The following is a 25,049-nucleotide window of genomic DNA, read 5'->3' on the forward strand; positions in this document are numbered from 1 at the left end:
ACCGGCATTGGTTATATCCCCGCCCCCTGGCTGAAATGCTCTTCGCCAAACACACCCGTGGAAAGGTAACGATCGCCGCGATCGCAGATAATCGCCACAACGACGGCGCCCGGCCTCGCCTGCGCCACACGAATCGCCCCGGCCACCGCGCCACCGGAACTGACACCGCAGAAAATCCCTTCCCGCACCGCCAGCTCGCGCATGGTGTTTTCCGCAGCCTGCTGATGAATATCCAGTACCTCGTCAACCAGCGAGGCGTTAAATATTCCCGGCATATATTCCGCAGGCCAACGGCGGATCCCCGGAATGCTGCTGCCCTCTTCCGGTTGCAGGCCAACGATGGTGACAGGCTTCGCCTGCTCGCGCAGAAAACGCGACACGCCAGTGATTGTGCCGGTCGTGCCCATACTGGAGACAAAATGGGTGATGCGCCCGGCAGTTTGCTGCCAGATCTCCGGCCCGGTGGTGCTGTAATGCGCCAGCGGGTTATCAGGGTTGTTAAACTGATCGAGCAGTTTGCCCTCTCCGCGTTCTGACATGGCTAACGCTAAGTCGCGCGCCCCTTCCATGCCCTGCTCTTTGCTGACCAGAATCAGCTCTGCGCCATAAGCGCGCATTGCCGCGCGTCGCTCCTGGCTCATGTTGTCCGGCATCAGCAGGGTCATGCGGTAGCCTTTCAGCGCGGCAATCATCGCCAGCGCAATCCCGGTATTTCCACTGGTTGCTTCAATGAGTACGTCGCCTGGTTTAATTTCCCCGCGCTTTTCCGCCTGCACGATCATCGATAGCGCAGCGCGATCTTTCACCGACCCGGCGGGATTGTTACCTTCCAGTTTGAGCCAGATTTCACTGCCGTTGTCCGGCCCCATCCGCTGCAATTTCACCAAAGGCGTATTGCCGATTGTTTGTTCTAGTGTGTTCACGTCTTTTGTCCAACTCAATGCCCGATGGCGCTACGCTTATCGGGCCTGGGTAAATCATCCCGGGATTACGCTATTTCTGCCAATACCACATCTTCATGGCGCTCAATGCGCTGCTCGCCATTATACAGCCGGGCATTTTGCAGGCCGACAAACAGGCGCTCGCCGCGCGCCGGGGTATCGTCGCCCTGCATCACCACCGTCAGCGGTTCGTTATACCATCCCAGCGGCTGCACGACTAACTGGGTATAGTGGCCTTTCGGGCTGGCTTCGATCACCTGTACCGGCAATGGCGAGTCGAGACTGGTACGACGGCTAATGTCCACTTCCCACGGACGCAGGAACAGATCGACCGGCCCCTGATACGCAGGGGTATAACCCAGCGGCCAACGGTGCGCGCCGACGTGGAACTGCGCGCCGCGAACAGTGCCCTGCAGTCGGTTCACCTCGCCCATAAACTCCAGCACGAAGCGGGTGGCCGGTTCGCGCCAGACCTGATCCGGCGCGTCGGCCTGTTCAATATGGCCCTGGCTCATCACCACCACCCGGTCCGCCACTTCGGTCGCTTCTTCCTGATCGTGGGTCACAAACACGCTGGTGAATTTCAGCTCTTCATGCAACTGGCGCAGCCAGCGCCTGAGCTCTTTACGCACCTGGGCATCCAGCGCGCCGAAGGGTTCGTCGAGCAATAAAATTTGCGGCTCAACGGCGAGCGCGCGCGCCAGCGCCACCCGCTGTTTCTGCCCGCCGGAAAGTTGCGCCGGAAAACGATCCGCCAGGTGCGCAAGTTGCACCATTTCCAGCAGTTTGGTCACTTTCGTCTTGATAGCGGCCGCATTCGGTCGTTCACGACGCGGCAGCACCGTCAGGCCAAAAGCGATGTTGTCAAAGACGGTCATATGGCGAAACAGCGCGTAGTGCTGAAACACAAACCCGACCTTACGGTCGCGAGCATGCAGGCGGCTGACATCAGTGCCGTGAAAACGAATATGCCCGCTGCTCTGATGCTCAAGCCCGGCGATAATCCGCAGCAGCGTGGTTTTACCAGAGCCGGACGGCCCCAGCAGCGCCACCATCTGACCAGAAGGAATATCCAGCGAGATATCGTTCAGCACCTGGGTGCGACCAAAGGACTTCTTAATATTGGCAATCTCAATGCTCATGATGTTCCTCCTGTTGCGCGCGTTTTTCCTGATTCTCCAGGCGCCATTGCAACATGCTCTTTAAAAACAGGGTAATAATCGCCATCAGCGTCAGCAGCGCGGCGGCGGTAAAGGAGCCAACGGTGTTATAGTCCTGCTCCAACAGTTCAATCTGTAACGGCAGCGACAGCGTTTCGCCGCGAATTGAGCCGGACACCACCGACACCGCGCCAAATTCGCCAATCGCCCGGGCGTTGGTCAGTACCACGCCGTACAGCAGCGCCCAGCGGATATTGGGCAGCGTTACGCGGCGGAACATCTGCCAGCCGGAAGCGCCGAGCAAAATCGCCGCCTCGTCCTCCTGACTGCCCTGACTGAGCATCACCGGCACCAGTTCTCGCACCACAAACGGACAGGTGACAAAGATAGTGACCAGCACCATCCCCGGCCAGGAGAACATAATTTGCAGGTTATGCTCGTCCAGCCAGCCGCCCAGCGGGCCGTTGGAACCATAGAACAGCAGATACACCAGCCCGGCGACCACCGGCGATACCGCAAACGGAATATCCAGCAGCGTGAGCAAAAGCTGGCGACCGGGAAAGTTAAAACGCGTCACCAGCCAGGCCAGCAGAACGCCAAACACCAGGTTCACCGGCACCGCGATCAGCGCAATCAGCACCGTCAGCCAGATGGCATGGAGCATGTCCGGGTCAGATAAATTCTCGATAACCGGCATCAGCCCACGGCTGAACGCCTGTACGAAGATGTAAATCATCGGCACCAGCAAAATGAACGCTGAAACCAGCATACCGACGCCAATCAGAAACCATTTTCCCCAGTTAATGCGGGGAGCGTCATAACGCTTCAATTGAGTAACTTCCGCCATTAGTGACCTACTACGCGTCGGCCAAAGCGACTTTGCAGAGTGTTAATCGAAAACAGCAGCAGCAGCGAAGCCGCGAGGATCACCGAAGCGATCGCGCTGGCGGCGGGGTAATCAAATTCCTGCAACCGCACGAAAATCATCAGCGACGTCACTTCCGTTTTCCAGGCGATATTCCCGGCGATAAAAATCACCGCCCCGAACTCGCCGAGGCTGCGGGTAAAGGACAGGGCAACTCCCGCCACCAGCGCAGGCGACAGTTCCGGTAGCACGACTTTACGAAAACTTTGCAGACGCGTTGCGCCCAGCGTTTCCGCCGCTTCTTCATATTCCGGGCCCAATTCTTCCAGCACCGGCTGCACGGTGCGTACCACAAACGGAATGCTGGTAAAGGCCATCGCCACCGCAATCCCCAGCCAGGTATACGTAACTTTGATGTCGACGCTCGCCAAAAACTGGCCGTAAAAACCATTGACTGAAAACAGTGAAGCCAGCGTCAAACCTGCGACTGCGGTTGGCAAGGCGAACGGCAGATCCATCAGCGCGTCCAGCAGCGTGCGACCCGGGAAACGGTAGCGGGTTAAGATCCACGCCATCAGCAGGCCAAATACGCCGTTAAAAATCGACGCCACGAACGCCGCCAGCAACGTCACTTTATAGGCTGCGACCACCTGCGGGTTAGTGATGACCTCCCAGTATTGCGCCCAGCTCATCTGCGAGAGCTGCATCACCAGCGCGCTCAGCGGCAACAGCAAAATCAGGCAGACGAACAGCAGGCTGGTGCCCAGGCTTAAGGTAAAGCCCGGCAGTACGCGTCTGGAGGAGACAGCAAACATTACTTACGCCCCGCCGCCAGCAGTTTGTCCAGTTCGCCGCCGCTGGCGAAATGGGTTTTCATGACATCCGGCCAGGCGCCAAACTTATCTTCCACGCGGAACAGTTCGGTCTGTGGGAATTGATCCTTCAGCTTATCCATGACTTCCGGGTTATTCACCCGGTAATAAAAACCGGTAATGATGGTCTGCGCCTGTGGGCTATATAGCCAGTTCAGGTACGCTTTTGCCGCTTTTTCCGTCCCGTTGGCTTGCACATTTTTATCGACCCACGCGACCGGGAATTCCGCCAGAATGTTGGTTTTCGGGATCACCACTTCAAAGCCCTGCGCTTCGTACTGTTTACGGATGTTGTTCACTTCGGACTCGAAGCTTATCAGCACATCGCCCAGCCCGCGTTCGGCGAACGTGGTGGTGGCGCCGCGTCCGCCGGTATCAAACACTTCGACGTTCTTCAGGAACTGAGTCATGAACTGCTCGGTTTTGGCTTTGTCGCCACCGTCAGCATTATCTGCCGCGCCCCAGGCCGCCAGATAGGTATAGCGCGCGTTACCGGAGGTTTTGGGGTTTGGGAAGATCAGCTTCACGTCGGAGCGCACGAGATCGTTCCAGTCCTGAATGTTTTTCGGATTGCCTTTACGCACCAGGAAGCCCATCGTGGAATAGAATGGCGAGCTGTTGTTCGGCAAACGGCTCTGCCAGTCCGCCGGGATCAGCTTGCCTTTATCATGCAGGATCTGCACGTCAGTGACCTGGTTATAGGTGACCACATCAGCTTTTAACCCCTGCAAAATCGCCAGCGCCTGTTTTGAAGAACCGGCATGAGACTGTTTGATGGTCAGCTTGTCGCCGCCGTTATCTTTCGCCCACTGTTGTTCAAATGGCGGGTTAAGGGCGGCAAACAGCTCACGGGAAACGTCATAGGAGCTGTTAAGCAGTTCCGTCGCCTGCGCCTGCCCGACCAGCAACAGCGACGCAACCAGCGCCAGAGAGTTCTTTTTCAGTAAGTTAACGGCCATTGCGCACCCTTATAAAATTAATGACTTTCTAATAGCCATAATATTTATAACCAGTGTGAAAGGAGTAACGGTTTTATATACCGTTTGCTGATTTGAAAGTTGAAAAGGGAATAAGAGAACCCCTCCCGGCCAGCGGAAGGGGTGTAACGTCGGTCAGACGCCGACGCTGACGCTTTCCGGCAGCGTGCTGCCGCCGTCAATCACGTTTTGGGTGCCCGTGAGATAGCTGGACTCGTCGGAGGCCAGGAACGCCGCCAGTTCGCCCACTTCCAGCGGACAGGCCAGACGACGCAGTGGTATCGCCTTCGCCATTTCTGTCAGCACCGATTCCGGATCGTCCGCGTTGGACTGGCGGGCGATGCTTTCCGCCATTGGCGTACGTACGTAGCCCGGGCAAATGGCGTTCACGCGGATCCCCGATTGCGCAAATTCCACCGCCAGCGATTTGGTCAGGCCGACAATCGCCGCCTTCGACAACGCATAAGCAGTTTCACCCGGATCGGCCACCATATCGCCGGTCACCGAAGACATCATCACAATGCGGCCATCTTTACGTTTTACCATTTCCGGCAATACGGCTTTCGTGACGTTCCAGACGCCTTTAATGTTGACATCAATATGGAAGTCGCGATCTTCATCGCTCATCTCGAGGAAACCGCCGAGGCGACACACGCCCGCGTTGTTGACGAGGATATCGATGCGTCCTTCCACCTCTTTCGCTCGCTTGATCGCTGCGGCGACAGACGCCGGATCCGTTACATCCGCCACCACGGCCGTGCAGCGATGACCGCGTCCACCCAGTTCGTCCGCCAGCTTTTCAATCTCATCGGAGATATCCAGCAGGATTAAGTTCGCGCCGTGGCGAGCAAACACTCTGGCGATCCCTTCGCCAATGCCCTTCGATGCGCCCGTAATCAATGCTGTTTTGCCCGTGAGTTTACCCATTTCAATGCTCTCCTTATGAATATGAAGTCTTACACTCCATTAACAACGAAAATACATTAAAAACAGATAAGTGCTGAGGAACAGCTCACTAATTAAGGTAAATCTTAGGAAAAAATGCGCCGGAATCAGTCCCGGAGCAGATTAATCAACTCACTGCTGCGTTCGATCATTCGTAATGACTCGACATCATTGCGCTGTACCAACCCGACAAAGAGCAGGTCGGTGACCGAGTTCTGGGCGGTACGCGTCGACATAGATGAACTGCGCCATGCCTTCTCACTCGAAACCGTGTCCAGCGTGTAATGCGCCAGCCGGCGCAGCGGGGAATCAGCAAGCGAAGTAATGGCAATCACCGTCGCCCCCCGTTCGCGCGCCGCTTGCGCGCACAGTACGATCTCCTTTTTGGCGCCGCTGTAGGAGATCGCCAGTTGCACATCGCCCTTCTGCAACGCCTGCGCAACCGTCACCTGCACATGCGTATCCGCTTCACAGGCCACGCGATAGCCAATCTTCATCAGTTTAAACGACAGATCGCGTCCCACCAGCGCCGACCCGCCCAGTCCGGTTATCTGAATAAACCCGGCGCGACTGATGGTTTCAATCACCTGTTTCAGCCGGACGAAATCCATCAGGTCACTGGTCTCTTCCAGGGCGGATAATTTTTCGCGATTCAGCTTACGGGCAATGACCTCCAGGCTGTCTTCGCTGGTGATTGAGCTGTGCAGATGTAGCGCTTTATCCTGCTTTTTTTCGCGTCTGGCGCTGTTTTCTTCAATCAGCGCCATTCGTAATTCAGTAAACCCCTTCGCCCCCAGCTTTTGGGCAAATTTGACAATACTCGACTGGCTAACCTGCAACTGCTTCGCGAGCTGACGGGAGGAGACGGTTTTTAGCTCGTTGAGATGAGCCAACAGAAATTCAGCGATTTTGCGTTCATTGTCGGTAAATTCTGCTTCAGCGCTGCGTATTTTCGCCAGAAAAAACATGTCGTCTTACTCTCCCCTGTTAACGGATTTCTCAATTCTACTGCCTGCCCGGCAGGATACCCGATTGTTTACCAGAGTATGATTACCCTCACATTCTTCACACGGCAATTCAACGATTCCATTGCGATGTAAATCAGAGAATATATGATTCCATGCATTTTCCATAGTAGCAGCCCCGTTAAGCTGTAAAGTTTGTGGCGCTCTCGACAAAATGGCGGCGGTAGCATTCACCCGGGACCGGAGAAGGAATAAAGCGAATGGCAAAAGAAATCAGCGTTGATCTCCTGCAGGCAATCCTCTCCCGGGTTGGCGGAGCGGAAAACATTGCCCGGTGCGGAAACTGCATGACGCGTTTACGCCTGACGGTACATGACAGTCGTCTGGTTGACGCCAGCATCAAAACGCTGGAGGGCATTAAAGGCGTGGTGCTGTCGGATAATCAGGTTCAGGTCATTTTTGGCCCCGGCAAAGCGCAGCGGGCAGCGGATGCCATGAATGCCCTCCTTGAAAACGGCGGCCCTGCCGTTACGGCTGGCGCGGCGGAGATTGCCGCAAACACCAAAAAGCAGATCAAAGCAAAACAGACCTCCGGCATTCAGCAGTTCCTCGCCAGGTTTGCCACTATCTTTACGCCGCTGATCCCCGGTTTTATTGCCGCAGGCCTGCTGCTGGGGATTGCCACACTTCTTGCTACGGTGCTGCACGTGCCGGCAGATGCGCAGGGCGCCTTGCCCGACGCGCTGAACTTTATGAAGGTCTTCAGTAAAGGACTTTTCACCTTCCTGGTGATCCTGATTGGCTATAACGCCGCACAGGCCTTTGGTGGAACGGGCGTAAACGGCGCCATCATCGCCTCGCTGTTTCTGCTGGGCTATAACCCCGCCGCGACCACCGGTTATTACGCAGGCATTGAGGATTTCTTTGGCCTGACAATCGATCCTCGCGGGAACATAATCGGCGTACTGATTGCGGCATGGGCAAGTGCGCGAATTGAGAACGTCATTCGCCGCTTTATGCCGGACGATCTCGATATGCTTCTGACCGCCACGCTGACCTTACTGGTCACCGCCGCGCTGGCCTACCTGGTGATTATGCCGCTCGGCGGCTGGCTGTTCGAAGGAATGTCCTGGCTGTTTATCCACCTCAACAGTAACCCGTTAGGCTGCGCCGTGCTGGCGGGGCTGTTTCTGGTTGCGGTGGTGTTTGGCGTCCATCAGGGGTTTATCCCGGTTTATCTGGCGTTAATGAGCAGTCAGGGGTTCAACAGCCTGTTCCCTATTCTTTCTATGGCGGGCGCGGGTCAGGTCGGCGCGGCGCTGGCGCTCTACTGGCGCGCGGAAAAACACAGCACAATCCGCAGCCAGATCCGCGGAGCGATAATCCCCGGGCTGCTCGGCGTCGGTGAACCGCTTATTTACGGCGTGACGCTGCCGCGAATGAAACCGTTTATTACCGCCTGTCTGGGCGGCGCCGCAGGCGGGCTGTTTATCGGTCTGGTGGCCTGGTCAGGTTTGCCTATGGGGCTGAACAGCGCATTCGGTCCGTCAGGGCTGGTGGCCTTGCCTTTAATGACCTCTGCGCAAGGGATCCTGCCAGCCATGGCGGTGTACGCCGGAGGGATGCTGGTGGCTTACGTTGGCGGCTTTATTTTTACCGCGCTGTTTGGCTGCCGTAATGTCAATCTGGACTAAATTATGCGTAAACGTTTTCTGCTTATGTCCGCGCTGGCCCTGAGTTTTAGCCTCAGCGCAACCCCATTTCCGGTTCTTACGGAAAGTACGCCTGAAAAAGTCGGAATGGATACTGAACGTCTGAACAGGCTGGATAACTGGATAGCGCAACAGGTGGCGGCGGGCTATCCCGGGGTGAATCTGCTCATCGTGAAAGACAATCATATTGTCTATCGCAAGGCGTGGGGCGACGCCAAAAAATACGACGGTCATGTTCTGATGCCTCAGCCTATCAGGGCGACCACGGATACCCTGTACGACCTCGCCTCCAACACCAAAATGTACGCCACTAACTTTGCGCTGCAAAAGCTGATGTCAGAGGGCAAACTGCATCCGGACGATCTCGTCTCGACGTACATTCCTGGTTTTGCCGATGCGCCAGAAGATGTGATTAAAGGGAAGAATGCGTTACGGATTGCGGACCTGCTGCATCATTCCGGCGGCTTCCCTGCTGACCCGCAGTATCCGAACCAGGCCGTCGCCGGGAAACTGTACTCGCAGGATAAGGCCACGACGCTGGCGATGATCAAACGCACACCGCTGGAATACCGCCCCGGCACGAAGCATATTTACAGCGACGTCGACTATATGTTGTTGGGCTTTATCGTCGAGTCCATCACCGACCAGCCTCTCGACCACTATGTCGAAAACGCCATTTATCGTCCGCTGGGTTTAAGCCATACGGTGTTTAATCCCCTTCAGAAAGGCTTTCGTCCACCGCAGATCGCCGCGACGGAGCTGAACGGCAACACCCGCGATGGCGTGATTCATTTCCCGCATATTCGCACCACGACGTTATGGGGCGAAGTGCACGATGAAAAAGCCTTCTACTCGATGGGAGGGGTCTCCGGCCACGCGGGACTGTTTTCCACCACCGGCGATCTCGCCGTACTGATGCAAACCATGCTCAACGGCGGCGGCTACGGCAACGTCAGATTGTTCAGCCCGGAGACGGTAAAAATGTTTACCCAACGCTCGGCGGAGGACGCCACGTTCGGCCTGGGCTGGCGGGTTAACGGGAATGCCAGCATGACGCCAACATTTGGCGCGTTGGCCAGTGCGCAGGCCTACGGTCACACAGGCTGGACGGGGACGCTTACCGTTATCGATCCGGTAAACCATCTGGCCATTGTGATGTTGAGCAATAAACCTCATTCACCGGTTGCCGATCCCCAAACGAATCCGAACCTGTTCAAGAGTGGCCTGCTGCCGATGGCGACATATGGGTGGGTAGTGGATCAGGTCTACGCGGCGATAAAATGACCGCATCATACCGGATAAGGGTTCAAACAACGCCTTATCCGGCACGGCTTTCCTGATGGCGTTACGCTTATCAGGTTACAGGTTGATTCGCTTACAGCGCCAGCAGGCGATCCCGTGATGGGGCAAAGTAATAGCCGCCAGTCACCGGTTTGGTGAAGCGCAGCATCGCGTCACGTTTACCGTCGGTGTCACCGAACATGCTCAGCAACTGCTGCTCAATGTTATGCAGACGCGCGCAGTAAGCGCAGAAGTACAGGCCATGAGTGCCGCTCGCGGTGCCGTAAGGCAGACTCTGGCGAACAATTTTCAGCCCTTTACCGTCTTCTTTAAGATCAACACGGCTCAGATGAGAGGTGGCCGGACGCGCGTCGCCGTCGATCTCTTCATTTGCGTCTTTCGTGCGGCCAATCATCATTTCCTGATCGTGAATGCTCATGCGGTTGAGCTGCTTCAGGTTATGTTCCCAACGCTGCACGAACACATAGCTGCCGCCTGCATCCACACCGTCTTTAATGACCGCCACTTCACGACGCGTTTCTTCACCCGCCGGGTTTTCGGTACCGTCAACAAAACCACTGAGATCGCGCTCCTCCACCCAGCGGAAGCCATGGATTTCTTCCTGAACGTCAACGCAGTCGCCAAAGGCCTCCATCGCCGCCTGGGCTACGGAGAAATTCACATCGTGACGCAGGGAAAGAATGTGGATCAGGACGTCATACTGGGTGGCCGGTGCGAGTCCCTTACCGTAAGGGATGAAATTTTTCAGCTCTTCGGCCCCGACGCCGCCGCTCAGCGCACGCCAGGTGTCGTGTCCAAAAGCCACGACCGCGCCCAGATGCGCCTCGGGAAATTTCGCTTCAAACGTCGCCAGCTTATCGGCGAAGACTTTGCTGGCGCTGCGCAGTGCGTCAACGTCGCCTTTAACATTCGCTTCAATCCAAATCGCGGCGCGGCAATGTTCTGGCAAAATGCCACTCTGAACCTGAGACATCATTCCTCCTGGAAAATGAGAATGCCACGCGGTCGTGGCATTGATGGAGGCTATTTTACCCTGTTTTTACGCGCAGCGGTTTGTTCAGACGCAAATTAACGACGCCAGATTATCTTGCTGACTTTCCATTCTTTAAGCGTGTCATCAGACGGCATTAAGCCTTCCGGCCCATGCCATTCGCCGGAAAAGAGATAGCTAATATGCTGACTGCCTTGCGCTTTACACTCCACCGCGACGCGGTCGTCATCAGTGGCTGGCTGGCAGTTGCCAAAGGCTTTGCTGTAGAGATCGCTAAACGGCGTGCCCACGTCGACCCCGGCTTCGGAAGGAATATCGCTGTCGAGAACATCGATGCGGCTAAGGGTGCCTTGTTCGCCATTAATGACCATCGCCACCTTGTCGTCCTTCATGGCTTCAAAAAAGCGCACGACGTTGCCGTTGGCGATTTTCATTCCGCTGCGCAGGCGATAATCCCCGTCCAGCGCGTCGGCTATCGCCTGTTCATTAAGCGGCGTGGCGGCAGTTAATGCGCCAACGCCCTGCTCGGTCACCTCCGTCGAGGAGCCAAACCAGTTCCACGGATTCGCCGCAGACCAGTTTACAGACGAGAGCGTCGAACACCCGGTCAGCGCCAGCGGCATCGCACATAACATCAAACGCAGCGATTTCATCACATTTCCTTCTTTATTCATCATCGTTGCTTGGAGTCCCGGTTCGCCAAAAAGTGCCGTTATTCTTTTTCAAGGGTGAAGCAGGCGCGTAACCGGCGATGGGAGATCAGCCAGATCAACGCCACGACATCCGCCACCACCAGCGCCAGACTGACGCCGTTAACAGCTTCCCCCAGCAGCCATAGCACAAGCTGCCAGCCCAGCAGTACCGCCTGCGCCAGGATCAGTGCCGCGTAAAGCCCTCGCCAGATCGCAGGAAAAGCGTAGCGTCGCCCGCTAAGAAGGAAAGCCAGCACCGCCGGGACGCCAGGCAGCAATCCAAGCCAGAAATTATCGTGATCGGGATAAAACAAATTCAGCAACGTATTGCCCTGCTCCCGGGAGGAACCGGCAATCACAAACAGCACCCAGGTTCGGGCCTGCAGCAACAATACCAACCAGAACAGCGCAGGCAGGCGCAAATGGCCATGCGCGTCGTAATCAGCAGGATGAAACTCAGTATTCTTCATCTTCGATCAGGCGCTTACCCAAACAGAGCACGTCCGCATGTTCATAGCCCAGCCGTTCATACATGCCGAGCACCACGTCGTTATCCTCGCGCACCATGATCTGCACCTTTGGACACCCACGCGCAATGAGCTTCTTTTCCAGCCGGTTGAGCAGCGCGTTGGCGATACCACGTCCCCGGAACTCCGGGTGCACGCCAAGATAATAAGCGGATCCGCGATGGCCGTCGTATCCCCCCATCACCGTTCCGACCACCTCGCCGCTGACTTCAGCCACGAGGAACAGGCTGACATCATGATTGAGCTTACGCTCAATATCCATTTCAGGATCGTTCCACGGACGCAGCAGATCGCAGCGCTCCCAAAGGGTGATCACCTCTTCGAAATCTTCCTGGCGAAAAACGCGTATCTCCATGGTATTTGCCGCCTTTTCGGGTCTAAAAACCAAGATTATGGCGCAAAGCGTTGATTCAGCCAATATCTGACGCGAAGCGGTGAAAAAAATGGCATAATAGCGAGCTGTCATGTATTGAAATGAAAAGTAAAACAATTCTCAACATCAACAGTCGTAACGGATTACGCGATACGATATAACATCTGGATTAAATATTTTTACAACTCAGGCCGTATGAGCACTTTTAAACCCCTAAAAACACTCACATCGCGCCGCCAGGTGCTGAAAGCCGGGCTGGCTGCCCTGACCATTTCGGGGATGACCCACGCCACAGCAAAAGAAGCTCCCCTGAAAACCAGCAACGGACACAGCCAGCCCGCGAAAAAAAAATCGGGCGGCAAGCGGATCGTGGTGCTGGACCCCGGCCACGGCGGCATTGATACCGGCGCGATTGGTCGCAACGGCTCGAAAGAGAAACATGTCGTGCTGGCGATCGCCAAAAATGTGCGTTCAATATTACGCAGCCAGGGAATCGACTGCCGCCTGACGCGTTCGGGGGATACGTTTATCCCTCTGTACGATCGCGTGGAAATCGCTCATAAGCACGGCGCCGATCTGTTTATGTCGATCCACGCCGACGGTTTTACGAACCCAAGCGCCTCAGGCGCGTCAGTGTTCGCATTGTCTAATCGCGGCGCCAGTAGCGCAATGGCGAAATACCTTTCCGACCGCGAAAACCGCGCCGACGAGGTGGCCGGTAAAAAAACCACCGACAGGGATCACCTGTTACAACAGGTGTTGTTCGACCTGGTGCAGACGGACACCATTAAAAACAGCCTGACGCTTGGATCGCACATTCTTAAGAAGATCAAACCCGTGCACAAGCTGCACAGCCGTTCCACGGAACAGGCGGCGTTTGTGGTGCTAAAATCACCATCAATACCGTCGGTGCTGGTAGAAACCTCCTTTATCACGAATCCGGAAGAAGAGCGACTGCTGGGCACTGCGGCGTTCCGGCAGAAAATCGCGACCGCCATCGCCAATGGCGTCGTCAGTTATTTCCACTGGTTCGATAACCAGAAAGCTCATTCGAAGAAACGCTGAATATGAAACCCGATGCACAACGCGTTAAACAGTTCCTGCTGACCCTGCAGGACACCCTTTGCCAGCAGCTCAGCGCCATTGACGGCGCGACATTCATTGAAGACAGCTGGCAGCGTGAAGCTGGCGGCGGTGGACGCAGTCGGGTACTGCGTAACGGCGGCATTTTTGAGCAGGCGGGCGTAAATTTTTCCCATGTCCATGGCGAGGCGATGCCCGCTTCCGCCACGGCCCATCGTCCTGAGCTGGCCGGACGCAGTTTCGAAGCGATGGGCGTCTCGCTGGTGGTGCACCCGCTCAACCCGTACGTTCCCACCAGCCACGCTAACGTGCGCTTTTTTATTGCCGAAAAGCCCGGTGCCGATCCGGTCTGGTGGTTCGGCGGCGGTTTTGACCTCACGCCCTACTACGGTTTTGCCGACGATGCCGTTCACTGGCACCGGACCGCGCGCGATCTGTGTCTGCCGTTTGGCGACGAGCTCTACCCCCGCTATAAAAAATGGTGTGACGACTACTTTTTCCTGAAGCATCGCAATGAGCAGCGCGGCATCGGCGGGCTGTTTTTTGACGATCTGAACACACCGGATTTCGATCGCTGTTTCGCCTTTATGCAGGCGGTGGGGAACGGTTATGCCGACGCCTACCTGCCGATCGTCGAACGTCGCAAAGCGATGCCCTGGGGCGAGCGCGAGCGTAACTTCCAGTTGTATCGTCGCGGGCGTTATGTGGAATTTAACCTGGTCTGGGATCGCGGTACCCTGTTTGGGTTACAGACAGGCGGACGCACCGAATCGATTTTGATGTCGATGCCGCCGCTGGTGCGTTGGGAGTACGACTGGCAGCCGGAAGACGGTAGCCCGGAAGCCGCATTGAGTGACTTTATTCAGGTACGCGACTGGGTGTGAGTCGCGCCGCTTCGCAGGCTGGATAAGCGGCGCGCCATGCGGCAATCACGCAGCCGCCATTGCCTCACATCCACTGGCGCATGCGTTGATGTAACGTCGACGACGGCTTCTCGGCAAACAACTGCTGGTAGTCGGTGGCGAACTGGCCCAAGTGCCAGAATCCCCACTGCATCGCGGCGTCCTTGACCGTGGCGCTTTGCGACCACGGACTGATCAGTTCGCGGCGCACCGCGTTCAGGCGGATCCTTTTCAACCACGCGTTTGGGCCAATCCCCAAAATAGCGTGAAACGCATTCTGCAACGTGCGACGGCTGACGTGCAGTTGATTGCACAGATCCAGCACCGTCAGCGGCTCAGACATGTTTTCCAGCACATACTCCCGCGCCCGCGACAGCAGCCTGCGGTAGCCCTGATGGCTAACGCTTTCCGCCGTATGAATTGGCTGCGCCTCTTCCAGCATCGTCCCCATCGCCATTAGCAGGTTATCGCCAAGCACTTTTCGTACGGCGGGCTGATGGAGATTCTCCGGATTCTCGCTAAACGTCGCCAGCGCCTGCTGAACAAAGCCCCACAGCGCCGCTTTGTGCTGCTCTTTGACCTCCAGCGCCGCCTGGCTGCGCAGCATATGTAGCACCCGCTCCGGGTTATGTAAAAAGTTGGCCTGCCGGGAGATCACATCTTCCGAAATCACCACCCCAAGAATGGTGTAATCGTCCGGGGTACTCAGTTCAAACTCGGTACCACCCGGCCGGGTCGCAATCTCCGCGCTGCCGAGGCACTGGCTGCCAATAAACCCCTGCTCGCCGCGCGTCGCCGGAATACCAAACCAGAAAGAGTTCGGCCAGACCAGACACGACTGGCGCAGCGCCAGTCCGGTGTATTCACGGAACACCTGAATATCATCGAGCAGGATTTCCGTGAACTCGCCATGAAATTTGCCGGGATGCAGTTGATCGTAAATCTGCTGCCAGGCGGTAATGGTCAGGGCGTGCTCATACACGTCCGTGGTTCGCCGCTGGTGAACGTTGTCCACTTCCACCTTCGGCGTCAGTTTTACGTCTTCGGGTAATGCTTCATGATAAAGATGGTGCAAGTTAGCTGTACGGGTCTTTTTCATGATCTTTATGCCGGACGCCTGTTGAGACGCCCGGCCCTCCGACAGATTAATTTTTTATGCGATAGCGACTGCTGCGTTTACGCAACGCCCCGTCCGTAAAAAGCTGCTCCAGCGCCGCCCGGGCCTGCTCCAGCGGCCAGCCAAAGTGCGCGGCGACCTCGCCCGCCGTCATGCCCTGACGCACCCCGGCGAGTTTTGCCAACAGCGCATCGGCGTTGTCTGGTACGCCAGGCGGCTGCGGCGCCGTTTTCGGCGCGGGAGGCGCCGATGCACGCTGAAACCCGCCGATCAGCCACTGGGTGTCATCCTCGGGCCGACCAATCTCTTTTCGGCTGATGACGCGTCCGGTGCGCTGCGCCGCGGCGCTTCCGGCATCCAGCGCCGCCCGACAGGCCGCCAGATCGCCCTCCACTACCAGCGTCACCTTGCCAGGGTCAAGCACTTCGTGATTCAGCAGCGTGACGTTGGCGGCTTTCAGCATGGCATCCGCGGCATCCACCGCCGCGACCATGCCCTCCACTTCCAGTAATCCCAGCGCATTGATCATCGGCAACCTCCGTTACGCGCGCTGGATGGGACTACGGGCGATATCCAGAACCGCATCGGTAAAGGCATTGCACGCCGCTTTACAGGCCGCCTGGCTCCCGGTTAAAAACGCAGCGGAATAGTTGGTTTCCGACGGCGGCGGCACGTAGGTCACCAGTTGAACATCGGCAGATTTCATCGCCGCATCAATACCAAAGGTCGCTTCGAGCGGCGGCGCAACCAGATAAGCGATCGGATCGCCCAGCGCAATCCCCGCGGTTGACGAGAGATACGAACCGGTGCGCGACACCACGTGCGCGAGAAATGCCGTATCTTCCGCATCGTTCGCCCACTGGAACGCAGCGCCGCTTTCAATATGGGCGACCATCGCGTCCAGTCCGGCGCGAACCTCCGCCGGGTTTGGTCCGCCGAGCATAATCAGCACTTCTCCGGCGGTAGGCGACGGGCCGTGGGCAGCGCCGGCGTATAGCGAGCGGCCATACACCACTTCCACCATCGCCTGTTTCGTCGCTTCGTCTGCGGCAATATACGTCACGTCGTCAGAGTCTGCCGTGATGAGACCGAGGCTACGTATATGCGACGGTAATTTCAGTTCGCGCGCAAACCCGTCGTTTACGGAAGCAATCACGCGCATCGCGCTGACCGAGGGTCGAATCAAATCTAATGCTGGCATGATGCCTCCTTTAACGGGTCATGTTGATGCCGGACGCCTTTTGCTCCAGCATGCGTTTGGCCAAATCGACAATGACGGCGGCCGCTTCGACCGGCGGGGTGCCGCCCTGGTGGATGTTCGAAATACAGGTGCGATCGGCTTCCACGGTGGTCGCCACACGCGGGGAATAGACCGCGTAGCAGGAGAGACTTTCTGACTGCCCCAGCCCAGGACGTTCGCCGACCAGCAGGACAACCACCTTAGCACCGAGGATCTCGCCGATCTGATCTTCTATCTTCACGCGGCCATAGCGCACAAAGAACGGCGTGCCGACCTTCAGCCCCGCCTGCTTCAGCCCGGCGAGAAGGGGCGGCAAAATCTCCTCATAGTTGGCCGTGATCGCATCAGTGGAAAGACCGTCGGATACCACCACCTGCACGTCCGGATTCATCACGCACTGCGCTTTCAGCGCCTCGACCGCTTCCGGACTCAGCCGACGCCCCATGTCCGGGCGGGTCAGATACAGGTTTTTGTCGCTGATTTCCGAACGCACCTCCAGCAACCCCTGGGCTTTCACCCACTCTTCCGGCACTTCTTTCAGCACCGTGTCTTTCGAACGCGAGTGATCGGCGAGAAAGCGCAGCAGCGCCTGGGTGCGTGGGCGCGGCCCGGCGCGCCCCGTGCAAACCCGCGCGGCGGTGCTACGACGCAGCTCCGTGAGCACGTCGGCGCGGTGCGGATGCTCAACGCCAATCCACGCTTTCGCTTGTGCGGATCCTAAATCGACCTCACAGCTTTCGCTGGCGACAGGCGCCGCGCACTGTGGCTTATGGCATCCCTGCGCGGACGGCGCGGCGGTTTGTGGCGCATCCTGGCCCATTGACGCCATCACGCTACGTACAATTTCTTCAATCTGTTTTTGATCCATGGTGTCTCATCCCCGCGTCATCAGAAGAACAGTGACGGATCGCCCGCCCGTTTGGTCAGACGACCGTTTGCCATAATGCCCATCGTTTCCAGCCAGCGTTCAAACTCCGGCGACGGGCGCAGGTTCAGCAGCTGGCGCACGGTTGCGGTGTCGTGGAAGGCGGTGGTCTGATAGTTGAGCATGATGTCGTCGCCGAGCGGCATGCCCATGATGTAGTTGCAGCCGGCGGTGGCGAGCAGAATCATCAGGTTTTCGTTGAGGTTCTGATCGGCGTCGGCATGGTTGGTGTAGCAGCAGTCGCAGCCCATCGAAATGCCGCTCAGCTTGCCCATAAAGTGATCTTCCAGGCCCGCACGGATAATCTGGCGATCGTTATAGAGGTACTCCGGCCCGATAAAGCCCACCACCGTATTAACGAGGAACGGATCGTAGTGCCGCGCCAGCCCGTAGTTACGCGCTTCCATTGTCACCTGATCCGCGCCAAAGTTAGCGCCAGCGGAAAGCGCCGAACCTTGCCCGGTTTCAAAGTACAGGCAGTTTTCCCCGGCGATGCGGTTGAATTCCGCCCCCACCGCGCGCGCTTCATCCAGCATCGCCAGCTCGACGCCAAACTCTTTTAATCCCTTCTCGCTGCCGCAAATACTCTGGAAGATCAGCCCGCCCGGCGCGCCGCGACGGATCGCTTCGATCTGGGTCGTCACATGCGCCAGCACGCAGCCCTGGGTCGGGATGTTGAACTTGTCGATGACGCCGTAAACGGTATCCAGTACGCGGCTTAAGTTTTCCACGTCGTCGGTGACCGGGTTGACGCCAATCACCGCATCGCCTGCGCCAAAAGAAAGCCCTTCATAGATTTGCGCGGCAATACTCTGCACATCGTCGCGGGTGTCGTTCGGTTGTAAGCGGCAGCTAAAGGTGCCTGGAATACCGATCGTGGTATTGGCTTTTTTAATCACCGGCATTTTCTTGCCGCCGTAAATCAGATCGGCGTTGGAACAAATTTTCGCCACCGCCGCCACCACTTCAGAGGTGAGCCCTTTACGGGTAAAAGCGATGTCGTCAACGGATGTTTCGTCGCTCAACACGTACTCGCGCAGTTCGCTGATGCTCCAGTTTTTAATGCGGTTATAAGCGGTTTCATTGACGTCATCCTGAATCAGACGCGTCACGCAGTCCTCCTCATAAGCAATCACCGGATTATTGCGAATATCCGCCACTGTCATTTCTGACAGTACCTGTTTCGCCGCCACGCGCTCCTGCGAACTTTGCGCTGCGACGCCTGCCAGCACATCCCCCGAACGCAGTTCGTTGGCCTTTGCCAGCACCTCTTTTACATCCTTAAACTGATATACATTGCCGAACAATGTGGTCTTTAGTTTCATAAGTCGTTCCCTCAGGAAGGAAATGCGAGTGATTTCACCGTCACCGGCACAACCGATCCGCCAAAAAGAGGCGTACCAATGTCGATATAGTCCCCCGCGCGCACGACCACCTCATCGATGACCGCCAGCGGGAGTTGCTGTAACTGCGGGCGCAACAACATGCCCAGGGCTTTACCAAAATCCTGCTCGGCCACCACCAGCAGGGGATGCGGATTGGGAAAACGCACGACAAAGGCGGTCAGCGCGTCGATGACCGACAGTAACGCGGCGTAACGCACCGGAAGCGAGGCGGGCAGCGCCAGCACGTAAGCGTCGTTTTGGGGATCGAGATCGAGTTGAATGAGCGCCTGCTGCCAGGCATGCAACAGATCCGCGTCATCCTGCGGGATCGCCACTGGCAGATTGCGCAGCGGCAGTTGAACGTCGTCCAGCCAAATCGTACTGCCGGACAGCGACAGCGTATGCGCCCCCGCGCCGATCACCGTGGCCCGTACGGTCTGCGCCGGAAACTGAACGTTCATCTCCCGCAGGCGGGGATGTTTGTGCAGCGCCGTCGCTAACAGCGGTCCGATGTCAGCAAAACAGAACGGATCGGCGGGCAGGTTGCGGTAGCATTCGCCCACCCCGCCGGAAAGCGTAATCACATCAGGTTTCGCCCCGGCAGGCAGCAGCGCGGTTTGCATCAGCGCCTGCGCCAGCGGTGACGGCGTGCCGTCAATGATTTCCACAATCAGTTCCGCCATCCGCTGCGTCACCTCAACGACCTGCGCCACAGTAAGTGTGCGGGCGTCAGTTCCTTCGCCGAACAGCGCTGCGACGATCTTCTGACCGGGTTGGTGAGCGTAAACCACGCGTCCCTGGCCGTCGGTTTCCAACAGACGGCCCCCCACATTCAGGCAGGCGGTACCGGTGACCTTTCCGGCATCAAACAGCGCGTAGTTCGACGTCCCGCCGCCGATGTCGATATTGAGCACCCGACACATCCGCTGCTCTGAAAGGGTTTGCGCGCCCGCGCCGTGTCCGGCAATCACCGACTCCAGATGGGGACCGGCGCTGGCGACGACAAAGTCGCCGAGCGACTGCGACAGCGCCATTACCGCCCCGCGCGCATTGCGGGTTTTCGCGCTCTCGCCGGTGATGATGATCGCCCCGGAGTCCACGGTTTCCGGCGCGATGCCGGCCGCCTGGTATTGTTCAAGGATTAATGCCCTGAGTTCGGCCTCTTTTAACCCACCCTGCTTATCGACAGGCGTAAAGAAAACCGGGCTTTGCCAGCTAATTTCGCGTTTGATGAATTCGTAACGAGGCACCTGCGACACCGCCGCGCGGTTGACCAGTTCCAGTCGTGAGAAGATCACCTGGGTGGTGGTGGTGCCAATATCGATACCAACGCTCAGTAGCTGGCGAGTGTTCACGATTGCGCCTCCACGTCGATTTCTGCCGGGACATTTTCATCTTTTGGCACCAGCATCATCGCCACGCCAATCGCCGTGACGCCGCCAATGAGCTTGCCGACAATCATCGGGAAAATCATCGCGTTCATGTTGGCTGCCGCGAAGCCTAAGTGGTCGCCCAGCGCGAAGGCGGCAGAAACAGCGAATGCGCAGTTGATCACTTTGCCGCGGGTATCCATCTGCTTCATCATGCCGAACATCGGGATATTGTTCGCCAGCGTCGCCACCATGCCGCCCGCCGCCATATTGTTGATTTTGAGCAGGCCGCCGACGCGCATCAGTGGTTTTTCGAACCAGCGGGTCAGCAACAGCACCATCGGATAAGCGCCGAGCAGCACGCAGGAGATAGAACCGATCACTTCGATGGCGCGCATCACCTCGCCGGGCGTGTCGCCAGGGGCCATGAAGATCGGATCAAGTCCTGGGATCAGATCCCAACCGAGCAGGAATTTGATCACCGCCGCCGCCAGGCCGATAGTGATCAGCGCCACGAGGAATTTGGCGAAGATCTGGAAGCCGCTGATCATCTTTTCCGGAATGAACTTCAACCCCAGCGCCACCAGCACCGCAACGATGATCACCGGGATCATGTTCATCAGGATCAGCGCGAAGGTAAACTCCACCGGCTGACCGTTGATCTCAACGCCGGAATACATTGCCACCAGCCCCCCGGCGATACAGCCGATGGGGATCGTCACGATGCCCGCCAGCACGCCGAGCGCCAGCCAGCGGCGGTCAGACGGCTCAATGATCCCCAGCGCCACCGGAATAGAGAAGACGATGGTTGGCCCCATCATCGCGCCGAGAATTAACCCTGAGTATAGCCACGCCGCCACATCGCCGCCCGCCAGCTCTTTGGCGAGGAAGAAACCGCCCATGTCGCAGGCCAGCAGCGTACCGGCAAACATTGACGGGTTCGCACCGAGCATTTCATACAGTGGAATAATCACCGGTCCGAGCAATTTCGCTAACACCGGCGCCAGCGCGGTCATACCGACCATGGCCAACCCCAGAGCGCCCATCGCCATAAAACCTTCTTCAAACTGTCCACCGGACCCTTCAATGCTTTTGCCGAATTTTCCGAGGAAACGCGCTGAACCGCCGAACTGTGACAGGATCCTGTCCACGGCGGCAATCAGCATAAAGAACATCATGATGTACATGATGATTTCGTTAATTCCCATAGCCTCTACTCCCTGTCTTTTGTGATTCGTGGGCCTGATGGCGCTGCGCTTATCAGGCTGTTAATGTGCCGCCGTGTACAGGTCGATAATCTGTTCCCGGCTGGCGGTGCGTGGGTTGGTGCGCAGACAAATATCCTCCAGCGCCCCCGTCGCCCAGCCGCTGTAATGTGCTGCTTCCGCGCCTGCGTCGCCGAGGCGCGTCGTCAGGCCCACTTCGGCGATCAGATCGCTCACCGCCGTGATGGCATCGCGATCGTCCGATTTCTTATTGGTCAACGCCCGCCCGATATGCGTAAAGCGTTCACGGCACACCATTCGGTTAAACCCCATCACCGTTGGCAGCAGCATGGCATTCGCCTGGCCGTGAGGGATGTGCAGCGTCGCCCCCGGCTGGTGCGCCATCGCATGGCACAGCCCCAGTCCGGCGCTGGAAAACGCCATTCCCGCCATACAGGAGGCAAGCAGCATACTTTCGCGCGCGGCGAGATCGTGTCCGTAGCCCACCGCTTTCGGCAGTGATTTGCCGATCATCGCTATCGCGCCAATCGCCAGGCTGTCAGTAAACGGGGAGGCATTCAGCGCGCTGTACGCTTCCACCGCGTGAGTGAGCGCATCAATACCGGTCATTGCCGTGACCGATGACGGCACGCCTTCGGTCAGCGCGGCGTCAAGAATCGCCAGATCCGGCATCAAAGAAGCATGCGCCAGCACCTGTTTGCGCCCGCTCGCCGCGTCGGTAATCACCGTGACGTTGGTGGTTTCCGATCCGGTACCGGCGGTGGTAGGCACCGCGATCAGCGGCAGGCGCGGACGCAGCGTGCTGGTTTCCGTCATCTCTGCCAGCGTCAGGCTGGGATTGGTGACCAACAGCGCGACCGCTTTTGCCGCATCCAGCACGGATCCGCCGCCAAACGCCACCACGCCGTCGCATTTAGCCTCGCGCAGCTGCGCAACCGCGGCACAGACGTCGGTAATACAGGGTTCTCCTGGTGGACACGACCAGACCGTCATCGCCACGCCCTTCATCGCCAGGCTGCGCTCAAGCGGCGCGGTCAATCCGGTCTGATGCAGAAAACTGTCGACCATCACAAACAGATGGCTGAGTTCGCGCGTCTGCGCTTCCTGTCCGCAAGCGCTCAACGCGCCGAGTCCACACAGCGTGACCGGCGGAACGCTAAAGGTTTTCACGCGTTGCAGATTCAGGGTATCGAATGCCTGAAAGAGCGCCGTCTGCAAGTCAGCTTGCATAGATTCCCTCCGCTTTCTCTTTCCCGCTGTTAGCGATAGCCAGCGGCGTCATAAACAGGCTGTGTTGGGGCAGATGCACCTGTAAAGTCGGGAAACGCTGGCGAAACAGTTCGCCCACCCCCGGCTGCATGCAGGAACCGCCCGCCAGCCACAGATCGTTAATCCCCTGCCCTTCAATGTGCCGGGCGACAATCTCCGCCATTTTTTCGTACACCGGCTTAACCACCGGCCAAATCTCCTGCGCATTGCTGCGCTTGTACTGTTCGGCGTCCTCCAGCGAGATGCGCCGGTTTCCGGCAAGGGTCAGTGAAATGTGATGACCACCGGTCGCTTCGTCGGCGGACCAGGTCACTTCCCCCCGCTTCACGATGGCGATGCCGGTCGTGCCGCCGCCGATATCCACCACGCCGGCGTTATCGAGTTGCAGCAGATCCGCCACTGCAGTCGGTTCATCCAGCACGTGGCTCACCTCCAGCCCGGCCGACTCCAGCACGTTGATTGAAATGCGCGGATCGGTGCCCGGCGGGAATGAGGTCGCCGCATGGGTGAAGCGGCAGCCGAGCCGTTTTTCGAGCGTATCGAGATGACGGCGCACCAGGGTGACCGCGCCGAAGAAATCCCAGACGATGCCGTCACGCACGACGTCAGCCCAGTCGAGGCACACCGCGACGGGCTGCGCGTCGCCGTCGACGACCATCGACACTACGTCGCAGGTGCCCAAATCCACGCCCAGCCACAGCGGAGACTCGCTGTCAGCGGGCGTCTGATTACAGAGCTGCGCGGCTTTTTGCAGTCGCGGCGTCAGCCAGCGTTGTTCGTCGTGCGCCATGTTTTATCCCTTAAACGATTCTGAACGCATCCACCAGCACGCAACGACGCAGACGCACAAAGGTGCGCGCGCTGGTGACCCCTTCCCCGGTTGGCGTAGTGATGGTCATCGTGGTCCAGCCTTCGCCGCCCAGCCCCAGCCCGGCAATGCACGGCCCGTTTTTGACGAAAATGCTGGTATCAATGGCGTTGGCCATCTGGTTCATGTTGTCGATATTGCGCGAGTGCATAGCCGCCGTATGGTGACAGCCGCCTTCCAGCTCAACCGCCAACGCGATCGCCTCATCGACATTTGCCACCCGTACGACCGGCAGCACCGGCATCATCAGTTCGGTGACGGCAAACGGATGGCTGGCGGGCGTTTCGACAAACAGCAACCGGGTTGGCTCAGGCACCTTCAGACCAATGGCTGCCGCGATTTTCGCCGCGTCACGGCCCACCCAGTCACGGCTGACGGTGCCTTTGCCGCGTTCATCAATGTTTTTCAGCAGTACCGGCTGAAGCTGTTCGGCCTGCGCGGCGGTCAGTTTCACCGCCTGTTGGCCTTCCATCAGGCGCATCAATTCGTCGGCAACGCTGTCGACGACAATCAATACCTTCTCGTCGGCGCAAATAATGTTGTTATCAAAGGACGCGCCTTTCACGATGGATTCGGCGGCGCGCGCGAGGTCGGCGGTCTCATCCACCACCACCGGCGGATTACCGGCCCCTGCGGCAATCAGCCGCTTGTTGGTGTGTTTACGGGCGGCTTCGACGACCGCTTCGCCGCCAGTGACCACCAGCAGGCCGATGCCCGGGTACTTAAACAGCCGTTGGGCGGTTTCGATATCCGGATTCGCCACCGTGACCAGCAGGTTCTCCGGGCCGCCCGCCGCCGCCACCGCCTGGTTGAGCAGGGTGATGGCGCGCTGTGAAACGCCTTTCGCCGCCGGATGCGGGGCAAACACCACGCTGTTGCCGGCAGCAATCAGGCTGATGGCGTTATTAATCACCGTCGCCGCCGGGTTGGTGGACGGCGTCACCGAGGCCACCACGCCCCACGGCGCGTTTTCAATCAGGGTCAGTCCGTTATCACCGGTCAGTACCTGCGGCGACAGACATTCCACACCCGGCGTGCCGCGCGCCTGGGCGATATTTTTGGCCACTTTATCTTCGACACGGCCCATGCCGGTTTCTTTAACGGCAAACTCCGCCAGTTCTCTGGCGTGTTTTTCGCCCGCCTCACGAATGGCGTGAATCGCAAGCTGGCGCATCGCCACGCTTTTCAGCCCCTGCTGGGCGATTTTTGCGGCTGCCACCGCATCATCCAGGGAGGCAAAAACGCCCATTTCATGAACGGCGGCCACCGGATGGCTGCTGTCCTTCATTTTCAGCAGCACCGCTTTTACCACCTGTTCAATGTCCTGTTGATTCATGATGTT

General features: G+C 58.0%; 25 protein-coding genes. 4 read left to right on the plus strand and 21 right to left on the minus strand.

The genetic code is table 11. The annotated features are described in order from the left end of the window. Positions 1-11: 11 nt before the first annotated feature. The 7 genes from cysM to murR form a co-directional block, all read right to left on the minus strand. Positions 12-923, minus strand: coding sequence for a cysteine synthase CysM (gene cysM, locus OGY07_RS00455; protein ID WP_286598011.1), 912 nt, complete (start codon positions 921-923; stop codon positions 12-14). A gap of 65 nt (positions 924-988) precedes the next feature. Then, positions 989-2,083 carry a sulfate/thiosulfate ABC transporter ATP-binding protein CysA gene (cysA, locus tag OGY07_RS00460; RefSeq protein WP_060570568.1) on the minus strand — a complete coding sequence of 365 codons (1,095 nt, stop codon included), beginning with the start codon at positions 2,081-2,083 and terminating at the stop codon, positions 989-991. Continuing rightward, a complete protein-coding gene (gene cysW / locus OGY07_RS00465) occupies positions 2,073-2,948 on the minus strand; it encodes a sulfate/thiosulfate ABC transporter permease CysW (RefSeq protein ID WP_042290850.1) in 876 nt (291 codons plus the stop codon). The genes cysA and cysW overlap by 11 nt, the downstream gene beginning before the upstream one ends. Beyond that, entirely contained in the window at positions 2,948-3,781 is an 834-nt protein-coding gene (gene cysT / locus OGY07_RS00470; protein ID WP_042290851.1) for a sulfate/thiosulfate ABC transporter permease CysT, read from the minus strand. Before cysT ends, cysW begins: the two co-directional genes overlap by 1 nt. Then, entirely contained in the window at positions 3,781-4,797 is a 1,017-nt protein-coding gene (gene cysP / locus OGY07_RS00475) for a thiosulfate/sulfate ABC transporter substrate-binding protein CysP (RefSeq protein ID WP_042290852.1), read from the minus strand. Before cysP ends, cysT begins: the two co-directional genes overlap by 1 nt. Positions 4,798-4,950: 153 nt before the next feature. Further along, positions 4,951-5,742 (minus strand): SDR family oxidoreductase UcpA, encoded by a 792-nt coding sequence (ucpA, locus tag OGY07_RS00480; protein WP_042290853.1) that lies wholly within the window; start codon positions 5,740-5,742, stop codon positions 4,951-4,953. A gap of 125 nt (positions 5,743-5,867) precedes the next feature. Continuing rightward, entirely contained in the window at positions 5,868-6,728 is an 861-nt protein-coding gene (gene murR / locus OGY07_RS00485; RefSeq protein WP_286598017.1) for an HTH-type transcriptional regulator MurR, read from the minus strand. A 257-nt stretch (positions 6,729-6,985) separates the two neighbouring features. Between murR and murP the strand changes: the two genes are divergently transcribed. Both murP and pbp4b read left to right on the plus strand, forming a co-directional pair. Continuing rightward, complete coding sequence (gene murP, locus OGY07_RS00490) at positions 6,986-8,419, plus strand: PTS N-acetylmuramic acid transporter subunit IIBC (RefSeq protein ID WP_286598019.1); 1,434 nt, start codon at positions 6,986-6,988, stop codon at positions 8,417-8,419. A gap of 3 nt (positions 8,420-8,422) precedes the next feature. Next, the gene (gene pbp4b, locus OGY07_RS00495; protein ID WP_286598021.1) at positions 8,423-9,721 is read left to right on the plus strand and encodes a penicillin binding protein PBP4B; all 1,299 of its coding nucleotides are present in this window, start codon (positions 8,423-8,425) and stop codon (positions 9,719-9,721) included. 91 nt (positions 9,722-9,812) lie between these two features. Here pbp4b and OGY07_RS00500 read toward each other — a convergent pair whose 3' ends face one another. From OGY07_RS00500 to OGY07_RS00515, 4 genes are all read right to left on the minus strand, one after another. Further along, positions 9,813-10,712 (minus strand): Dyp-type peroxidase, encoded by a 900-nt coding sequence (locus OGY07_RS00500; protein WP_200034812.1) that lies wholly within the window; start codon positions 10,710-10,712, stop codon positions 9,813-9,815. Between the two features lie 95 nt (positions 10,713-10,807). Next, entirely contained in the window at positions 10,808-11,383 is a 576-nt protein-coding gene (locus tag OGY07_RS00505) for an RpoE-regulated lipoprotein (RefSeq protein ID WP_042290861.1), read from the minus strand. A 59-nt stretch (positions 11,384-11,442) separates the two neighbouring features. Continuing rightward, on the minus strand, positions 11,443-11,892 hold the full coding sequence (locus OGY07_RS00510; RefSeq protein WP_286598024.1) for a DUF2919 domain-containing protein: 450 nt from the start codon (positions 11,890-11,892) through the stop codon (positions 11,443-11,445). Next, positions 11,879-12,304: a GNAT family acetyltransferase gene (locus OGY07_RS00515; RefSeq protein WP_042290864.1), complete on the minus strand. Its 426-nt coding sequence runs from the start codon at positions 12,302-12,304 to the stop codon at positions 11,879-11,881. Before OGY07_RS00515 ends, OGY07_RS00510 begins: the two co-directional genes overlap by 14 nt. A 213-nt stretch (positions 12,305-12,517) precedes the next feature. Between OGY07_RS00515 and amiA the strand changes: the two genes are divergently transcribed. Further along, positions 12,518-13,387 carry an N-acetylmuramoyl-L-alanine amidase AmiA gene (gene amiA / locus OGY07_RS00520; RefSeq protein ID WP_042290865.1) on the plus strand — a complete coding sequence of 290 codons (870 nt, stop codon included), beginning with the start codon at positions 12,518-12,520 and terminating at the stop codon, positions 13,385-13,387. Positions 13,388-13,389: 2 nt separating this feature from the next. After that, positions 13,390-14,289: an oxygen-dependent coproporphyrinogen oxidase gene (hemF, locus tag OGY07_RS00525; protein WP_042290866.1), complete on the plus strand. Its 900-nt coding sequence runs from the start codon at positions 13,390-13,392 to the stop codon at positions 14,287-14,289. A 64-nt stretch (positions 14,290-14,353) separates the two neighbouring features. On the opposite strand, the gene eutR is transcribed toward hemF, so the two are convergent. The 10 genes from eutR to OGY07_RS00575 are packed head-to-tail and all read right to left on the minus strand — an operon-like array spanning position 14,354 to position 25,043. After that, a complete protein-coding gene (gene eutR / locus OGY07_RS00530) occupies positions 14,354-15,406 on the minus strand; it encodes an HTH-type transcriptional regulator EutR (RefSeq protein ID WP_181822781.1) in 1,053 nt (350 codons plus the stop codon). A gap of 46 nt (positions 15,407-15,452) precedes the next feature. Beyond that, complete coding sequence (gene eutK / locus OGY07_RS00535) at positions 15,453-15,953, minus strand: ethanolamine utilization microcompartment protein EutK (RefSeq protein WP_181822780.1); 501 nt, start codon at positions 15,951-15,953, stop codon at positions 15,453-15,455. Between the two features lie 12 nt (positions 15,954-15,965). After that, complete coding sequence (eutL, locus tag OGY07_RS00540; RefSeq protein WP_042290871.1) at positions 15,966-16,625, minus strand: ethanolamine utilization microcompartment protein EutL; 660 nt, start codon at positions 16,623-16,625, stop codon at positions 15,966-15,968. Between the two features lie 10 nt (positions 16,626-16,635). Then, entirely contained in the window at positions 16,636-17,532 is an 897-nt protein-coding gene (gene eutC, locus OGY07_RS00545) for an ethanolamine ammonia-lyase subunit EutC (protein WP_042290872.1), read from the minus strand. A gap of 20 nt (positions 17,533-17,552) precedes the next feature. After that, positions 17,553-18,914, minus strand: coding sequence for an ethanolamine ammonia-lyase subunit alpha (eutB, locus tag OGY07_RS00550; protein WP_012906585.1), 1,362 nt, complete (start codon positions 18,912-18,914; stop codon positions 17,553-17,555). 11 nt (positions 18,915-18,925) lie between these two features. Next, on the minus strand, positions 18,926-20,329 hold the full coding sequence (eutA, locus tag OGY07_RS00555; RefSeq protein WP_286598034.1) for an ethanolamine ammonia-lyase reactivating factor EutA: 1,404 nt from the start codon (positions 20,327-20,329) through the stop codon (positions 18,926-18,928). After that, a complete protein-coding gene (eutH, locus tag OGY07_RS00560; protein WP_042290876.1) occupies positions 20,326-21,552 on the minus strand; it encodes an ethanolamine utilization protein EutH in 1,227 nt (408 codons plus the stop codon). The genes eutA and eutH overlap by 4 nt, the downstream gene beginning before the upstream one ends. A gap of 60 nt (positions 21,553-21,612) precedes the next feature. After that, positions 21,613-22,800 (minus strand): ethanolamine utilization ethanol dehydrogenase EutG, encoded by a 1,188-nt coding sequence (gene eutG, locus OGY07_RS00565; RefSeq protein ID WP_286598038.1) that lies wholly within the window; start codon positions 22,798-22,800, stop codon positions 21,613-21,615. Beyond that, a complete protein-coding gene (gene eutJ / locus OGY07_RS00570; protein WP_286598040.1) occupies positions 22,790-23,629 on the minus strand; it encodes an ethanolamine utilization protein EutJ in 840 nt (279 codons plus the stop codon). The genes eutG and eutJ overlap by 11 nt, the downstream gene beginning before the upstream one ends. A 10-nt stretch (positions 23,630-23,639) precedes the next feature. Beyond that, entirely contained in the window at positions 23,640-25,043 is a 1,404-nt protein-coding gene (locus tag OGY07_RS00575; RefSeq protein WP_286598042.1) for an aldehyde dehydrogenase family protein, read from the minus strand. Positions 25,044-25,049: the final 6 nt, after the last annotated feature.

The sequence above is a fragment of the Citrobacter sp. Cs237 genome, assembly GCF_030332325.1.
GTDB lineage: Bacteria > Pseudomonadota > Gammaproteobacteria > Enterobacterales > Enterobacteriaceae > Citrobacter_A > Citrobacter_A sedlakii.

Coding starts and splice junctions, on each gene's coding strand:
- cysA (WP_060570568.1), bottom strand. CDS start 2,083: ATGAGCATTGAGATTGCCAATATTAAGAAGTCCTTTGGTCGCACCCAG.
- cysW (WP_042290850.1), bottom strand. CDS start 2,948: ATGGCGGAAGTTACTCAATTGAAGCGTTATGACGCTCCCCGCATTAAC.
- cysT (WP_042290851.1), bottom strand. CDS start 3,781: ATGTTTGCTGTCTCCTCCAGACGCGTACTGCCGGGCTTTACCTTAAGC.
- cysP (WP_042290852.1), bottom strand. CDS start 4,797: ATGGCCGTTAACTTACTGAAAAAGAACTCTCTGGCGCTGGTTGCGTCG.
- ucpA (WP_042290853.1), bottom strand. CDS start 5,742: ATGGGTAAACTCACGGGCAAAACAGCATTGATTACGGGCGCATCGAAG.
- murR (WP_286598017.1), bottom strand. CDS start 6,728: ATGTTTTTTCTGGCGAAAATACGCAGCGCTGAAGCAGAATTTACCGAC.
- murP (WP_286598019.1), top strand. CDS start 6,986: ATGGCAAAAGAAATCAGCGTTGATCTCCTGCAGGCAATCCTCTCCCGG.
- pbp4b (WP_286598021.1), top strand. CDS start 8,423: ATGCGTAAACGTTTTCTGCTTATGTCCGCGCTGGCCCTGAGTTTTAGC.
- OGY07_RS00500 (WP_200034812.1), bottom strand. CDS start 10,712: ATGTCTCAGGTTCAGAGTGGCATTTTGCCAGAACATTGCCGCGCCGCG.
- OGY07_RS00505 (WP_042290861.1), bottom strand. CDS start 11,383: ATGAAATCGCTGCGTTTGATGTTATGTGCGATGCCGCTGGCGCTGACC.
- OGY07_RS00510 (WP_286598024.1), bottom strand. CDS start 11,892: ATGAAGAATACTGAGTTTCATCCTGCTGATTACGACGCGCATGGCCAT.
- OGY07_RS00515 (WP_042290864.1), bottom strand. CDS start 12,304: ATGGAGATACGCGTTTTTCGCCAGGAAGATTTCGAAGAGGTGATCACC.
- amiA (WP_042290865.1), top strand. CDS start 12,518: ATGAGCACTTTTAAACCCCTAAAAACACTCACATCGCGCCGCCAGGTG.
- hemF (WP_042290866.1), top strand. CDS start 13,390: ATGAAACCCGATGCACAACGCGTTAAACAGTTCCTGCTGACCCTGCAG.
- eutR (WP_181822781.1), bottom strand. CDS start 15,406: ATGAAAAAGACCCGTACAGCTAACTTGCACCATCTTTATCATGAAGCA.
- eutK (WP_181822780.1), bottom strand. CDS start 15,953: ATGATCAATGCGCTGGGATTACTGGAAGTGGAGGGCATGGTCGCGGCG.
- eutL (WP_042290871.1), bottom strand. CDS start 16,625: ATGCCAGCATTAGATTTGATTCGACCCTCGGTCAGCGCGATGCGCGTG.
- eutC (WP_042290872.1), bottom strand. CDS start 17,532: ATGGATCAAAAACAGATTGAAGAAATTGTACGTAGCGTGATGGCGTCA.
- eutB (WP_012906585.1), bottom strand. CDS start 18,914: ATGAAACTAAAGACCACATTGTTCGGCAATGTATATCAGTTTAAGGAT.
- eutH (WP_042290876.1), bottom strand. CDS start 21,552: ATGGGAATTAACGAAATCATCATGTACATCATGATGTTCTTTATGCTG.
- eutG (WP_286598038.1), bottom strand. CDS start 22,800: ATGCAAGCTGACTTGCAGACGGCGCTCTTTCAGGCATTCGATACCCTG.
- eutJ (WP_286598040.1), bottom strand. CDS start 23,629: ATGGCGCACGACGAACAACGCTGGCTGACGCCGCGACTGCAAAAAGCC.
- OGY07_RS00575 (WP_286598042.1), bottom strand. CDS start 25,043: ATGAATCAACAGGACATTGAACAGGTGGTAAAAGCGGTGCTGCTGAAA.